Origin of the sequence: Bradyrhizobium xenonodulans (assembly GCF_027594865.1) — a bacterium.
Classification (GTDB): Bacteria; Pseudomonadota; Alphaproteobacteria; order Rhizobiales; family Xanthobacteraceae; genus Bradyrhizobium; species Bradyrhizobium xenonodulans.
In genome coordinates, this window is record NZ_CP089391.1 from 5,868,868 (window position 1) to 5,883,652 (window position 14,785).

General features: G+C 64.6%; 12 protein-coding genes. 4 read left to right on the forward strand and 8 right to left on the reverse strand.

Annotated features, from left to right (window positions below):
* Positions 1–5 precede the first annotated feature (5 nt).
* On the reverse strand, positions 6–1,031 hold the full coding sequence (locus tag I3J27_RS27930; RefSeq protein ID WP_270162094.1) for an ABC transporter substrate-binding protein: 1,026 nt from the start codon (positions 1,029–1,031) through the stop codon (positions 6–8).
* A gap of 137 nt (positions 1,032–1,168) precedes the next feature.
* Here I3J27_RS27930 and I3J27_RS27935 point away from each other — a divergent pair, with 137 nt between their 5' ends.
* Complete coding sequence (locus I3J27_RS27935) at positions 1,169–1,618, forward strand: cupin domain-containing protein (RefSeq protein ID WP_270162095.1); 450 nt, start codon at positions 1,169–1,171, stop codon at positions 1,616–1,618.
* Positions 1,619–1,661: 43 nt separating this feature from the next.
* On the opposite strand, the gene I3J27_RS27940 is transcribed toward I3J27_RS27935, so the two are convergent.
* Both I3J27_RS27940 and I3J27_RS27945 read right to left on the reverse strand, forming a co-directional pair.
* Positions 1,662–2,447 (reverse strand): ABC transporter permease, encoded by a 786-nt coding sequence (locus I3J27_RS27940; protein WP_270162096.1) that lies wholly within the window; start codon positions 2,445–2,447, stop codon positions 1,662–1,664.
* Positions 2,447–3,265: an ABC transporter ATP-binding protein gene (locus I3J27_RS27945; protein ID WP_270162097.1), complete on the reverse strand. Its 819-nt coding sequence runs from the start codon at positions 3,263–3,265 to the stop codon at positions 2,447–2,449. The genes I3J27_RS27940 and I3J27_RS27945 overlap by 1 nt, the downstream gene beginning before the upstream one ends.
* Before the next feature lie 136 nt (positions 3,266–3,401).
* On the opposite strand from I3J27_RS27945, the gene I3J27_RS27950 reads away from it, so the two are divergent.
* Positions 3,402–4,184, forward strand: coding sequence for an ATP-binding cassette domain-containing protein (locus tag I3J27_RS27950; RefSeq protein ID WP_270162098.1), 783 nt, complete (start codon positions 3,402–3,404; stop codon positions 4,182–4,184).
* Complete coding sequence (locus I3J27_RS27955; protein ID WP_270162099.1) at positions 4,181–5,740, forward strand: glycine betaine ABC transporter substrate-binding protein; 1,560 nt, start codon at positions 4,181–4,183, stop codon at positions 5,738–5,740. Before I3J27_RS27950 ends, I3J27_RS27955 begins: the two co-directional genes overlap by 4 nt.
* Positions 5,741–5,882: 142 nt before the next feature.
* On the opposite strand, the gene I3J27_RS27960 is transcribed toward I3J27_RS27955, so the two are convergent.
* Together I3J27_RS27960 and I3J27_RS27965 are read right to left on the reverse strand one after the other, a co-directional pair.
* Complete coding sequence (locus tag I3J27_RS27960) at positions 5,883–7,595, reverse strand: sulfatase-like hydrolase/transferase (RefSeq protein ID WP_270162100.1); 1,713 nt, start codon at positions 7,593–7,595, stop codon at positions 5,883–5,885.
* A gap of 216 nt (positions 7,596–7,811) precedes the next feature.
* Positions 7,812–8,465 (reverse strand): TetR/AcrR family transcriptional regulator, encoded by a 654-nt coding sequence (locus I3J27_RS27965; protein WP_270162101.1) that lies wholly within the window; start codon positions 8,463–8,465, stop codon positions 7,812–7,814.
* 106 nt (positions 8,466–8,571) lie between these two features.
* On the opposite strand from I3J27_RS27965, the gene I3J27_RS27970 reads away from it, so the two are divergent.
* On the forward strand, positions 8,572–9,192 hold the full coding sequence (locus I3J27_RS27970) for a ferric reductase-like transmembrane domain-containing protein (protein WP_270162102.1): 621 nt from the start codon (positions 8,572–8,574) through the stop codon (positions 9,190–9,192).
* A gap of 7 nt (positions 9,193–9,199) precedes the next feature.
* On the opposite strand, the gene I3J27_RS27975 is transcribed toward I3J27_RS27970, so the two are convergent.
* From I3J27_RS27975 to I3J27_RS27985, 3 genes are all read right to left on the reverse strand, one after another.
* Positions 9,200–10,051, reverse strand: coding sequence for an SDR family NAD(P)-dependent oxidoreductase (locus tag I3J27_RS27975; RefSeq protein WP_270162103.1), 852 nt, complete (start codon positions 10,049–10,051; stop codon positions 9,200–9,202).
* A 180-nt stretch (positions 10,052–10,231) separates the two neighbouring features.
* Positions 10,232–11,323, reverse strand: a complete 1,092-nt coding sequence (locus I3J27_RS27980; protein ID WP_270162104.1) for a DUF2336 domain-containing protein — start codon at positions 11,321–11,323, stop codon at positions 10,232–10,234.
* A 39-nt stretch (positions 11,324–11,362) separates the two neighbouring features.
* A complete protein-coding gene (locus I3J27_RS27985; protein WP_270162105.1) occupies positions 11,363–14,464 on the reverse strand; it encodes a bifunctional diguanylate cyclase/phosphodiesterase in 3,102 nt (1,033 codons plus the stop codon).
* Positions 14,465–14,785 lie beyond the last annotated feature (321 nt).

Consider the following 14,785-nt stretch of genomic DNA (forward strand, 5'->3'; position numbering starts at 1 on the left):
GTCAGCTATTTGGCGTTCCCCGTGGTCTTCTTGGCCTGGTCGACGAACTTGTTGGTAAAGGTCTTGCTGACGTCGATCTTGGCGTTGGCGACCTCGGGCGACCCCACGCTGAACACGGCGAGCACGGCATCCGCGCCCTTCGGGTCCATTTTGCCGGTCTCCGAGAACATCGGGATCGTGTTCTTCAGCGCGGCGAGATAGAGGTCTTTGTTCTTGCCGACCATCTCGTCCGGCATCTTCGCCATGATCTCCTCGGGCGAATGCGAATGGATCCAGGCGATCGTGGCGAGCATCGCATTGGTGAGCGCCTGCGTCTCCTTCTCGTGGCCGTTGATCCAGGCCACGGTCGAGTACAGCGCGCCGCCCGGATATTCGCCGCCGAACGTCTCGAGCGTATCCTTCTGGGTGCGGGTGTCCGAGAGGATGCGCAGATCCTTGTGGCTGCCCTGGAGCACGGTTACGGAGGGATCGAGCATCACGGCGGCGTCGAGCTGGCCCTGCTCCATGGCGGCGACCGCGGTGGCGCCGAGACCGACGCCGATCACGGCAGTGCCGGCGGGGTCGAGCCCGTTCTTCTTCAAGAGATATTTCAGGAAGAAGTCGGTGGAGGAGCCGGGCGCGCTGACGCCGACCTTCTTGCCGGCGAGATCCTTGATCGACTTGATGTCGTTGGTACGCGCAGGCGCGACCACCAGCACGAGGCCGGGATAGCGGTCATAGACCACGAAGGCCTGAAGCTCCTGCTTCTTGGCGGCGAGATTGACGCAATGGTCGAAATAACCGGAGACGACGTCGGCGCTGCCGCCGAGCACGGCCTTGAGCGCGTCCGAGCCGCCCTTGAGGTCGACCAGCTCGACATTGAGGCCGGCCTTCTCGTACTCGCCGAGCTGCTTGGCCAGCACCGTCGGCAGATAGCACAGACAGGCCCCGCCCCCGACCGCGACGGTCACCTTGCTTTGCGCCGCGGCAAGCGAGGTGGTGAGCGTCAGCGCGAGCAGCGCGCCGGCGAGCCTGGCAATCGTGTTCTTCATTGGTTTCCTCCGTTCGGCTGGCGGCACCATAGAGCAGCCGGACAGGCTTGAGAAGCGCGGCCGAAGGCTCTGGCCATCGGCCTTTCGGCGCAATAGCATGAGCCCACAAGAACAATTCTTGATGGGGAGGATCATCCATGAACCGCTGGACTGCCGGGCTCGCTCTGGCCGCCGCCTTTGCCGCAGGATGCGGCGCGAACCAGCTGCTTCGGCCGGCGCTGGCCGCCGAGAACATCGCGGCGCAGATCATCCATACCGGCGAGATGGAAGGCGACGCGCTCGGCCCCGCCAACAATGTCGGCTACCGCTCAAAAATGTTCGCAAGCGCCGACGGCGCCACCATCTCGATCCAGGTCGGCAACGTGCCCAAGCACATGCATCCCAACACCAACGAGATCCAGTACATCCTGGACGGGACCGGCACGATCTGGCTCGGCGACAAGGAGGTCACTGTGAAGCCGGGCGACCTCGTCATCATCCCGAAGGGCACGCCGCATGGCGGCACCAAGCCGATCAGCGGCCAGGTCAAGGCGATCGCGATCAAGACGCCGCCGCAGGCTCCTGACGATACCAAGCTGCTGGATTGAACTCTTGCTATCGGGGCTCGCGCGGACGCGGGCCCCATCGCTTCTAGCCACGCCCGTCCACGGTCGGACGCCAGATCAGCAGCCTGCGCTCCACCAGCGTCACCCCGAAGTCGATCAGGATCACGAAGGCCGACAGCACGAACATTCCGGCGAACACGCCGGCAACGTCGAAGATGCCTTCAGCCTGCTGGATGAGATAGCCGAGCCCCGCCGCCGATCCCAGATATTCGCCGACGACCGCACCGACCACGGCGAAGCCGACCGAGGTGTGCAGCGAGGAGAACATCCAGGACAGCGCCGACGGCCAATAGACGTGCTGCATCAATTGCCGCTCGCTCATGCCGAGCATGCGGCCGTTGTCGAGCACGGTACGGCTCACTTCCTTGACGCCCTGATAGACGTTGAAGAAGACGATGAAGAACACCAGCGTCACGCCGAGCGCGACTTTGGACCAGATGCCGAGGCCGAGCCACAGCGCGAAAATCGGCGCCAGCACCACGCGCGGCAGCGCGTTGACCATCTTCACGTAGGGATCGAACACCGCGGCCACCAGCGGCTGGCGCGCGAACCAGAAGCCGACCAGCACGCCGCCAGTCGATCCGATCACGAAAGCGAGGATCGATTCCGTTAGCGTGATGCCGAGATGCTTCCAGATCACGCCGGACGAGAACCACTTCACGATCTGGGCAAAGACATCGAAGGGGTTGGAGAAGAAGAACGGCGGCAGCAGGATCTTGCCGAACACTGGAACGGTCGACAACACCTGCCACAGCACGATGCAGACGACCGCGACCAGGATTTGCAGCGCGAGCAGCGTCGGGCGCGACATCAGACCGCCTCCGTCGCGTGAGTGGACTGCGCGTAACCCTTCATCACCTCGTCCTTCAGCACGCTCCAGATCTCGCGGTGGAGCGCATGGAACTCCTTGTCCATCCGCACCTCGAAGATGTCGCGCGGGCGCGGCAGTGTGACGCGCCAGTCGCCAATGATGCGCGAGGACGGCCCCGCCGACATGATCACAACGCGGTCGGCAAGCGCGATCGCCTCTTCCAGATCATGGGTGACGAACAGCACGGCCTTGCGGTCGGCGTTCCACAAGTCGAGCAGCAGATTGCCCATCACCTGGCGCGTTTGCGCATCGAGCGGCCCGAACGGCTCGTCCATCAGCAGGATTTTTGGATCGCGGATCAAGACCTGTGCGAGGGCCACGCGCTTGCGCTGGCCGCCCGAGAGCATGTGCGGATAGCGGCCCGCGAAGGCGCCGAGGCCGACCGAGGTCAGCCATTTCTGCGCCCGCGGCAGCGCTTCGGTGCGCGGCGTGCCCTGGATCTCGAGCCCGATCGCGACATTGTCGACCGCGGTCTTCCAGGGGAACAGCGCGTCGGCCTGGAACAGGTACCCGGCATCCCGGTTCAGCCCCGCGAGCGGCCGGTCGAAAATCTTGACGCTCCCGGCCGCCGGCTTGAGCAGCCCCGCCGCGACATTGAGCAGCGTGGATTTCCCGCAGCCGGTCGGGCCGACAATGGCGACGAACTCGCCCTGCGCGACCGCAAGATGCGCCTTCTCCACCGCCGTATAGACCCGCCCGTCCCCCAGGCGAAACGCGACCTTGGCATCTTCCAGCGCCACTGCCGTAGGCGTTGACATGTATTTCCTCCGAATTTGGCTTGATGCCTTAGCCGCTCGCGCGGCCAAGTTCAATCGAGCCGCCAAGCGTGCTACGCATAGGCTCTTGCCGTGGCTCTTACCCTCCGGGGAGGGTAAGGAAGAATGAGCGCGTCGAATGCCATCCGAACTTGCCATCACCTACCGACACGTCACCAAGAGCTTCGGTCCGCTCAAGGCCGTCGACGATGTGTCGCTCGACATCGCCGAGGGCGAGTTTGTGGCCGTCGTCGGCGGCTCCGGCTCGGGCAAGACGACGCTGCTGCGGCTCGCCAACCGGCTGATCGAGGCCGATGGCGGCACCATCACCGTCGAGGGTGAAGAGGTGCGAAACGTCGATCCGGTCGCACTGCGGCGCCGGATCGGCTACGTGTTCCAGAGCGGCGGGCTGTTTCCGCATTTGAGCGTCGCCGACAATATCGGGATCACGCCGAAGCTGCTCGGCACATCGACAGCGGATATCACAGCGCGCGTCGACGAGTTGCTGGAGCTCGTGCAGCTCGACCGAAGTGCACATCGCGACCGGCTGCCGGAGGCACTCTCGGGCGGCCAGCGCCAGCGCGTCGGCGTGGCGCGGGCACTCGCGGCACGTCCCCGCATCCTGCTGATGGACGAGCCGTTCGGCGCGCTCGATCCCCTCACCCGCGATGCGCTCGGCGAAGATTATCGAGACTTGCACCGCAAGCTCGGCCTGACCACCGTGATGATCACCCACGACATGACGGAAGCCATCTTGCTGGCCGACCGCATCGCGGTGATGCGCGGCGGACAGCTGCTCGCGCAGGGCACGCCGGCGGAACTCTCGCAAAGCAGCGACGCCTATGTGCTGGAGCTGTTGCGCACGCCGCGGCGCCAGGTCGAGCGGCTGAACACGCTCTTGCCAACGAGCGGTGCGGCATGAGCCTCTTCACCGATCCGCGCTGGGGCGAGGCGCTGTCGCATCTGCCCGACTATCTCGGCAACCATGTTCGGGTGAGTCTTGCCGCGCTCGCGCTTGGCCTCGCCGTCAGCCTGCCGCTCGCGATCCTCACGCGCAACCGCCCGGCGCCACGCACGATTTTGCTCGCGCTTGCCAGCATCGTGCAGACAGTGCCGGGACTGGCGCTGCTCGCGCTGTTCTATCCGCTGCTACTCGCGGCCGCCTCCGTGACGCTCGCCTGGTTCGGAATCTCCTTCTCCGCCTTCGGCTTCCTGCCGGCGATGCTGGCGCTGGCGCTCTATTCGATGCTGCCGGTGCTGCGCAACGGCATCACCGGCCTCAACGGCATCGATCCGGCGCTGATCGAAGCCGCCAAGGGTGTCGGCATGACCGCGCGGCAGTCGCTCGTGATGGTCGAGCTGCCGCTGGCGCTGCCGGTGATGATGGCGGGCATTCGCACCGCCGCGGTGTGGGTGATCGGCACCGCGACGCTGTCGACCCCGATCGGGCAGACCAGCCTCGGCAATTATATCTTTGCCGGGCTCCAGACCCAGAACTGGGTGTTCGTGCTGTTCGGCTGCGTGGCCTCGGCCCTGCTGGCGCTCGCCGTCGATCAGTTGCTCGGCCTGATCGAGGGCGGCCTTCGGCAACGCAGCCGCCTGCGCGCCGCGCTCGGCGGCATTGGCATCGCAACGCTGGTCGCCGCGACGCTGGTGCCGACGATGGGGCGCTCGTCGCAGGGCTATGTCGTCGGTGCCAAGACCTTTGCCGAGCAATATGTGCTGTCGGCTTTGCTCAGGGATCGCCTCCAGGCCGCCGGTCTCTCCGCCACCGCGCGATCGGGCCTCGGCTCCAGCGTGATCTTCGAGGCGCTGAAGGCCGGCGATATCGATCTCTATGTCGACTATTCCGGCACGCTCTGGGCCAACCAGCTTCACCGCACCGACATCAAGCCGCGCGCGGAGTTGGTGGCGGAGCTGAAGACGGCGCTCGCGAAAGAGAACATCACCCTGCTGGGCGAGCTCGGCTTCGAGAACGCCTACGCGCTGGTGATCCCGAAGCAGCGTGCCGAGGCGCTTGGCATCCGCACCATCGCCGATCTCGTTGCACATGCGCCATCCCTGTCGATCGCCGGCGACTATGAGTTCTTCTCGCGGCCCGAATGGGCGGCGCTGCAAAAAGCCTACGGCCTGTCGTTCCGCGCCCAGCGGCAGATGCAGCCGGACTTCATGTATGCAGCCGTCGCCAGCGGTGAGGTCGACGTGATCGCCGGCTACACCAGCGACGGCCTGATCGCGAAATACGATCTCGTCGCGCTCGACGATCCCAAACACGCGATCCCGCCTTACGACGCGATCCTGCTGCTCGCACCGAAGCGCGCCGGTGACGAGCGATTGCAGGCAGCGCTCAAGCCGCTGCTCGGCAGGATCGACATCACCACCATGCGCGAGGCGAACCTGCGCGCCAGCGGCAACGACGCGAATTCATCGCCGGATGCGGTGGCGAAGTGGCTGTGGGGGAAGGTGGGCGGGCGCTAGGCCCGGATTTCGTAGGGTGGGCAAAGGCGCGCAAGCGCCGTGTCCACCGTCTCTCGAGACGCGATCTCTCGACACGCGCGACAGGAGGGTGGGCACGCTGCGCTTTGCCCACCCTACGATCTCTTGCGGCCAAAGCAAGGAGCTACAGCCCCCGGATCAGCCCCGCGTCGATCAGCAGCCGGTTCAACCGCCGCGCTTCGGCGCCGTTCTTGCAGCCGTAGAAGAGGCCCTTGCAGCGAAGCATGATCTCCTTCTGCTCGGCGAAGGACGGATCGAGCGGGATGCCGGCCGCCTCCTGGATCGCCAGCGGCAGATAGGGACCGTCGATCGTGTCCATCACGGCTTCGCTCTTCACCGGCTCGAAATTGACGGCGTCGATCGCGTAATAGGTCGCATAGAGACGCGGATCGTAGGCGTCGAGCTTCTTGCCGAGAGCGCCTTCGTCGAGCCCGGGCTCGAGGATAGCAGGCGCGAACTCGGGCTGGTGATCACCGTAGCGTACGATCAGGAAGGGCTCGCCCGGAAAATTCTTCTTCAGCCCCGCAATGAAGGCCTTGTACTGCTCGGCGCTCATCGCCTGCCGGCGCAGATATTCGTCGATCGACGCCACATTGCCCGGCGCGCGCCAGTTCGGCAGCAGGTCGGGGCGGAAGCGCGTCTCCCAGGGGAAATGATTGGCGCCGAGATAGATGAAGGTGAACAGCGGCTTGTTCGGCGGCTGCTGCCCCATCAGCTGGAGCGCCTTGTCGTAGAAGAAGCTGTCCGGCTCGACGTCCCTGGCGCCGAGATCCTTCGAATCGAGGAAGCGCTCGACGCCGGTCGTCATCTGGAAGCTGCGCGCCGCCATGAAGCCGCCATAGGCGGGATAGAGCGACATCGTGTCATAGCCGCAGCGGCGCAGCGCCAGCGGCAGGCCGCGCTCGACGCGGCCTGTTGCGATGCGCGTCACGAAATAGGCGAAGCGGCCGAACGAGCGCGAGGAGAGGCCCGCGAGCACATTGTACTCGGTAAACCAGCTCGGCCCGCCATTGCTTTCGGCGAGGAACGTGCGCTGCTTGCCGTCCCAGGACTTGAAGTGATCGCCATAGCGCGGCGGCACCTTGATGCCCCGCGCAGCGCGGATGTCGAAGCTGGATTCATCATGGATCATGATGATGTTCGGCCGGCGGCCGGCGGGATGGCAGGCCTCGACCAGCGGCAGGTTGAGGCGCTCGCTGGTCGAGGCGGCCGACTCCATGAAGCCGTACTGCACGAAGTCGGAAACCGAGCTGACGCCGGAGCGGAAGAATTTCGAGAGATAACCGTCGTCGTAATAGCCGCGCCAGGCTTCATCAGGATGATAGAGCGAATAGCCGACCAGTGCGGCAAGGCAGGCGAGCTTGCAGGCCAGCGCCGGCAGGCGGCGAATACGGAACGGGTCGAGCCACCACAGCGCGTACATCAGCGGCAGCGTGACGAGGCCGGCCAGGATCACCGACCAGCGCAAATTCGGGAAGATCGTGAACAGGAACGCGACGGTGTCGCGGTCGATCATCATCAGGTCGATGAAGTTGACCGTCATCTGCACGACGTCGTGCTTGAGCCGCGACAGCAGCACCAGCACCACGACCATGGTCAGCGACAGCGCGCCCGACAGCGCCGGCCGGCGCAGCAGCGTGATCCAGAAGAAGTTGAGGATGCCCCAGGCCAGCGCGAAGGAGAGCCGCGAGCCGAAATCGGTCTCGGTCTCGTACATCAGCGCGAGTGCTGCCAGATGCGGCGCGGCGACCGCGAGCAGCCGCCAGATTCCGAGCGCGGCGACGCTCGCCAGCACGGCGGTCGTGGCAGAAGGACCTGGATTGGGCGCGGACGCCATCAACGACACGCAACAGCTGGTCCGGCGCAGTGATGACCTAGCCGTCTGGCCGGCCTGACGGCGGCTAGGGCGTCCGGCGCAGCCGGAAGCCTGCACCGTGTCATAAAACTGTAACGGAACGGTCAAGGACAGGCAACGCACGCCGCGGTCCGACCTTCGCCTATTATCGGTGGCGGCGATGGACCGCGCGGCGGCGGGCGGAGCGGCTCGCCTGCCTTAGGGCTTCGCGATCCCCGCGATGAAGAGGTCGATCACCCCTTCCGCCATCCGGTCGATCTCGCCCTCCTCCACGCCCCAGCGCGGAAAATGACCGTCGAGATTCATCCGGGCGAAGCCGTAGACCAGCGCCCGGCCGGCGATCTGGACGCGCTTGAGGTCGGCCGACCGGAGCAGGTCCTGCGCCGCCGCGTCGGCCAGCATCTGTTCCGACAGAGCGATCAACTCGGCATTGTCGCGCGTCAGTTCCGCGGAGCTGCCATGGACGAAATAGCGTCCCGTGGAGATGATCTCGAAATGCGCGGGATTGCGCATCGCCCAGCGCAGATAGGCGAGGCCGAAGGCGCGGAAGCGGCCGAGCGGATCGCTGGCCGGCGCCTGGCCCAGCGCCACCTCGATCTCGGCTCGAAAGCGCCGCTGCGCCTCCGCGGCCGCCGCCGCCATCAGGGCATCGCGGTTGGGAAAGTGACGGAACGGTGCCCCCGGCGACACGGCGGCGCGGCGCGCGGCCTCACGCACCGAGACTTCGGCCCCCTCAGCAGCCAGTTGCAGCGCAGCATCAATCAGCACCCGGCGGAGATCGCCGTGGTGATAGGGCCGGGCTTCGGCGGTCTGGCGGCGCGGGCGAGGCTTGGACGGCTGTCGGGCAGGCATGAGGCGTTCTAGCATCACCCGAACGTGAATGTAAGCAGCGATTACACCATTGACCGGGCCTCCGTCACGAAATGTAATCAATGATTACATAAGGGAGGAGATTGCCATGTCGCAACGTCAAAGCTGGTTCGAAGGCTGGCGGCTGCTTGCTGCCCTCGCCCTGAGCCTTATCGCGCTCAGCCTGTGGATCGCCTCGATGCGGCAGTTCGAAGTCGAAGGCGTGCGAATGGTGATCCGCTTCACGGCACGCAGCTCGCTGCTGCTGTTCTGCCTCGCCTTCAGCGCCGCAGCGCTGGCGCGGCTGTGGCCCAACGCCGGGACGCGCTGGCTGCGCCGCAACCGCCGCTATCTCGGCTTGAGCTTTGCGGCCTCCCACGCCATCCACGCGGTGGCGATCATCGTCTTCGCCAACATGGATCCGGCCGGCTTTGCGGAGGCCACCTCGGCCGCCTCCTATATCTTCGGTGGCATCGGATACGCCGCCATCATCGCCATGAGCGCGACCTCGTTCGACCGCACCGCCACGCTGATCGGACCGCGCGCCTGGCGCGCGCTGCACCTCGCGGGCGGCTATTATCTCTGGTTCCAGTTCATGGTGTCGTTCGGCAAGCGCGTGCCGGCGATGCCGCTCTACGCCGCCTTCCTCATTCCGCTGCTCGCCGTGATGGCGCTGCGACTGATCGCGATGGCCGCCCGCCCCCACCAACGGACGGTCGAAGCACGCTGAACGTCGATCAGCCCTGCGGCAGGAATCCGAGCCGCTTGGCGATGATGCGGTCGAGCGTCCGTTTCGGCAGCAGGGCACCGATCAGATGGCGCAGCGGATCCGGCGTGATCTGGTAACGCACCCTGGGGCTTGCCGCCGTCAGCGCCTCGAACACGATCTCGGCGATCCGCTCGGCCGGCAGGCCCTTCGCGGCGAGATCCATCATGAACGCCATGACCTTGTTGAGCGCCGGCAGATAGGGCGAGTTCTGGTAGACCGCGAGATCGATCTGCTCGGCCTTGCTCCAGATCGGCGTCTTCACCGCGCCGGGGGCGACGATGATGACGTCGATGCCGAACAGCATCAATTCGCGCCGCAGGCTCTCCGACAGTCCTTCGATGGCATGCTTGGAGGTGCAATAAGGCGCCGACAGCGGATTGCCGTTCCTGCCCGCGACCGAGCTGATCATCACGATCCGGCCCTTCGGCCCCTTCAGCGACGGATCGGCACCGAGCAGCGGCCCGAAGGCCTGCGTCGCGATGACAGGGCCGATCACGTTGATGTCCATCTGGCGGCGGAAATCGTCAGCCGACAATTCGAGCACGGGCCCGGCGACCGCGATGCCGGCATTGTTGACGAGACCGGCGAGCGTCTCGCCGCCCAGCGCTTCGCGGACATCTCGCGCGGCAGCGCGGACCGCGGCCTCGTCCGTCACATCAAAAAGAAGCGGCACGAAATTGACGCCGAACTCACTCTTGAGCCGGTCGGCGTCGGTTTGCTTGCGGACGCTGCCGAACACGCGATAGCCGCGCCCTATCAAAAATTTCGCAATGGCCCAGCCGATGCCGGTGGACGCACCGGTGACGACGACAGATCGCATGATCCCCTCCCCTTAAGGTTTCCGCGATCATGGAGGAGAAGCGCGCCGGTGCGCAATGCCCGCCAGTGCTTCCGCTGACCTAAAGCGCGATGAGATTACGATGAATCGTCATCGCGCTTTAGGCTGTTGTTTGAGCATGATCTTTTCGGAAAACCGCTTCGCACTTTTCCGGATCATGCTCTAGCAGGGGTCTTGCTTCGACCGCTCGCGAAGGCGGTAGAACTGAAGCGCGGCCATCGCGGTGCTCGGCTTCAGCCGCATGAAGCTTGCAAAGCACGTATCCGAACGCTCGCGCGTGATGTCATTAGGACCGCCCTGAAATCTCAGCATCGCCTTGGTAGTTTCCCAGGACAGCCCGATGGCTCGGGCGAGGATGAGGAGCAGTTCAGGCTCGCGTTGGGCCAGCGCACGCTCGATCACCCCGATGGGGAGATCACACCTCAGCGACAGCGTGACCGCGGTTTTATCGAAGGACCGTTCCTCGACGAACCTCAGCAAGCACGCCTCGTCGAGCATTCCCCGTGAATTGATCGCACGAACTTCGGCCAACGCCTGGGCATATTCGCCGGACCCGGTGCGCGCCGTCGTCTGAAGTTCGTCGGAGGCTTGCAAGACTGCGCCACGGATCTGCGCGGCCCGGCGAGGATCGGCCGCCTCGAGCTTGCGCCTTACCAACTCCGAGGCCTGGCCGAACAATTTCAGGACGGTCTCGCGCGGGATATCCGGACGAGACCAGATGCACATGGCGAGCGCGCTGTTGTCTCGCGCCCTCCTGACAAGAGTGGACATTCCCTGGGTCGAGAATCTTGCGCCGCGGTTGCCGGCGGTCCTCGCGGCGACCTCGTTGTTGCCGCGTTCGAGCAGGACGTCGGTCACAGGCTCGCTCAACTGACTGCGTCCTGCGATCGCCAGCAGGTGATCCTGGCTTTTGGTCCGCGCGTTTTCCGTCAAGGCCGCCTCGTCGAGGCGCGGTGAGTGCTCCAGGACGGCGGCGGCGACGTCGATGGCGTCGTCGAACGCCAGCAGACGGATCGTCCTGCTGGGGGCATCAGGCAGCGTGGCCAGCCTGCTTCCGAAGGCGACGCGAGCGGAGAGCTCGATCGTCTCGACGAGCTTGCTCATGACCTCGTCGAACAAGTCGATCTGCTTGCCTGTGAACTTGCCCGAACCGAACACGAAGAGGTCGGTGACGTGTCGCAGGACTTCGGCGCGCTTGGACAGCTCTTTGCTTGCCAGAGCGCCTTCGAGCTGATCGATCAGACTGTCCTGCATGCCCTTTGCCATCCTCCCGAATGCTTCTGCGCCGCCTGCTCAGGCGACATGCTGCTCCGCCGGAATCGTCATCTCAAAATCGACGTCGGAGCAGGGTACGGGACGTCCGAAAAGATAGCCCTGAACGAAATCCACGCCTGTCGCGACCAGGCTTTCGAACTGCTGCCGGCTTTCGACCCCCTTCGCGACCGTTGCGATGTCGAGACCATTGGCGAGGGCGATCGCCGAGGCAACCGCGGCAGCGCAATCCCTTCGGGCCGTGCATCCCTGCACGATCGCCCGATCAATCTTGATCTTGTCGAACGGGAACCCCTGGAGAAAACTGGCCGCCGAATACCCCATTCCGCAATCGTCGAGCACGATCGAGACGCCCAGATTCTTCAACTGCCGCATCGTGAGCAGCTGTGCCGCTGGATTCCCGTCGAGCACCGCGCCGGAATTAACCTCGAGCTCGAGCCGTTCGGGCGAGAGGCCGCTCTCGACCAAGGCACATAGCACCACATCGAAAAAGTCCCCCCTGTGCAACTGGGCGGCGCTGACGTTGACGGCGATCCTGACATGCGCCGGCCAAGCGGCAGCGTCCAGACACGCCTGCTGCAGGATCCATTCTCCAAGAGGCAACAACAGTCCCGCCGACTCGGCCGCTCCCAGGAACTGTCCGGGCAGCAGCACACCCTTTGACGGATGATGCCAGCGCACGAAAGCTTCCATCCCGCTCACCGCGCGGGCCCTTGCATCGACCACCGGTTGATAGTGCAACTCGAATTCGTCACGGGCCATCGCCTCCCGCAGTTCGACCTCCATCGACTTCTTGGTATCGGCGGATTCGGTCATGTCGGTCTGGAAGACACGGTAGTCGTTCCGGCCGGCCGACTTTGTCGCGTAGAGCGCGATGTCGGCCTTCCTGAGCAGGGTTTCGGCATCCGAGCCATGCTCCGGCGCGAGGGCAATTCCGATACTGGTCCCGACGCTGACCCGATTGCCACTGAGGTCGAAGGGTTGCTCGATCAGGCCGATGATCCTCAGCGCCAGGCCAATCGCACCTTCGCTTTGATTCTTTTCATTCTCCTGGATGATCGCAAATTCGTCCCCGCCAAGGCGCGCCAGCACGTCGGTATCCCGAAGCGACGATTGCAATCGCCGCGCCACTTCAACAAGAAGCTGGTCGCCCGCGGCGTGACCGAGCGTATCGTTGACGGCCTTGAACCTGTCGAGGTCGAGCATCAGAACGGTGAATGTCGAGCCGTGCCGCTCGAGCCGCCGCGCCGCCTCGTCCAGCTTCTCGGAGAACACGGCGCGGTTCGCCAGGCCCGTGAGCAGGTCGTGCTGCGCCAGGAACGCGATCCGCTTCTCATTTCTCGCGCGGTCCGTAATGTCCTCGTGGGTCGTGAGCCAGCCGTCGCCGGGCATCATGTGCCGCGCGATCGCGACCACCCGTCCGTCCGCGAGCTCGCGGATTTCGCTCAGCTGCTTCACGTTCTGCTTGCGATAGACGTCCGGTGCGACGTCGGCGAAATGGGTGCCCTGCTCGCGGCGATATTCGAGGATCTGTGCTAGCGAGATGCCTGGTCTTATCTGATCGCGGCCGAGGTGATAGATCTCCCCGTAGCGAGCGTTCGAGACCACGATCCTCTGATCCGCATCGAACAGGCAAAGCCCCTGGGACATGTTGTTGAGGGCGGCATCGAAGCGAAGGTTGATGGCCTCCAGTTCGGCGGCTTTCTCTGCCAGCATCTGCTCGCCGCGCCTCTGCTCGGTGACGTCTTCATGCGTCGCGACCCAGCCGCCATCCGGCAGCGGCTTGCGCTGGATCAGGATCTGGCGGCTGTTCTTCAGTTGATAGTCCTGCTGGCGCTGGCTCGGCATCTTCTGAAGGTGCTGATTCACCGTCAGGTTCTGGTCTGCTTCGCCGCGGTCCGCATAGTACTGCAATATCTGCTGCAATGGTGTACCAGGCCTGACGAGCTCGTCCGGCAGGTCGTACATCTGCTGATAGCGGCTGTTCGAGATCACGAGATTCTTCTCCGCATCGAACAGACACAGGCCCTGCGACATGTTGCTGATTGCAACATCGAACCGCGTATTGATGAGCTTCAGCTCGGTGGCATTCTCGGCCAGCAGGTTCTCGTCCCGCCGCCGCTCGGTGATGTCCTGATGGGTAGCCACCCAGCCGCCGTCGGACATGGGCGTGCGCAGGATCGCGATGATCCGGCCGTCGGCAAGCGTGAGGATCCGCGGCGCCCGGTGCTTTGCGCCCTCGAGGAATTCCTCCGCATCAAGTTCGGCTCCCGCAGCCTTGTAGTAGCCGACGATGTCGCCGAGCGGCGTTCCAGGTACGACCTGCGACTCCGTCAGATCATACATCTCGCGGTAACGGCTGTTGGCGATCAGCAGCCTCGCATCCGCGTCGAACATGCTGAGCCCATCCGGCATGTTGCTCAATGCAGCGTCGAACCGGGCACTTGTGTCCGAAAGCGCGTTCGTCTGCCGCCGCAGCAGGAATGTGCCGGCCATGATGATGACGACGATCGCAGCAGCCAGCGGGCCGAACAGGTAGAGGTGCCGATACCATGGCACCAGCACATGACTGCGGGTATAAGTCACCACCATGACGAGCGGCAGGTCAGCGACAGCCTTGTAGCCAGCGATGCGCGCGATGCCGTCAACCGGACTGGTCAGCTCGTAAGAGCCTGACTCGGCGGCCGGCAAATATTGTGTGAAGAGGGGGCCTCCCGCGACAGATTTGCCGAGGACGCCCTTCTGTTCCGGCACCCGCGCCAGAATCCGGCCGTCACGATGCAGCAGAACCACCGAGCCGTCTTGGCCGAGATCGATCTTGCGATAGATCTTGAGAAGATAGGATTGATCCAGCGGCGCGGTGACGATTCCTGCAAAGCTGCCGTCAGGATCATCAAGCCGACGGGACGCGGCGCTGAACCATTTGTCACCGACTGCCGAGCGATAGGGCGGCGCAACAAACAGACCACGCCTCGCATCGCCGCGATGAACGAGAAAGTGGGACATATCCGAGATGTTGCTGCGCGGCGGCACATGATCATAGGAATGAGCCACGACGTTCCCGGACGCATCGGTCCAGCCGACTGCAACGAGGATGGATGAGCTCTTCACGAGCTGGCGCAACGCAGCATTGGCGTCACCGGGCGCGGCGTATTTTCCGGACGAGGAGGCTTTCCGGATCGCCTCGGCCTCGAGCAGGACGCGATCGATATCTTCGAACGTCACCGCGGCGTGCTCGGCCAAAATGGCCGCGAGGTTGAGAGCGTCGGTTTGGGCAGATGCAATGGCCTCCCGGTAGCGGGTGCCGAGATCGACCAGAAACAGGCCGACGATGGCTGCCGAAAGCAGCAGGCCCAGGATCGTCACAGACAATCCCGGCGCCCCGACCAGCCTTCGCCAAGCTCTCAGCATTGCATGTCTTCTTGCGAGCGAACGGCTTCACCA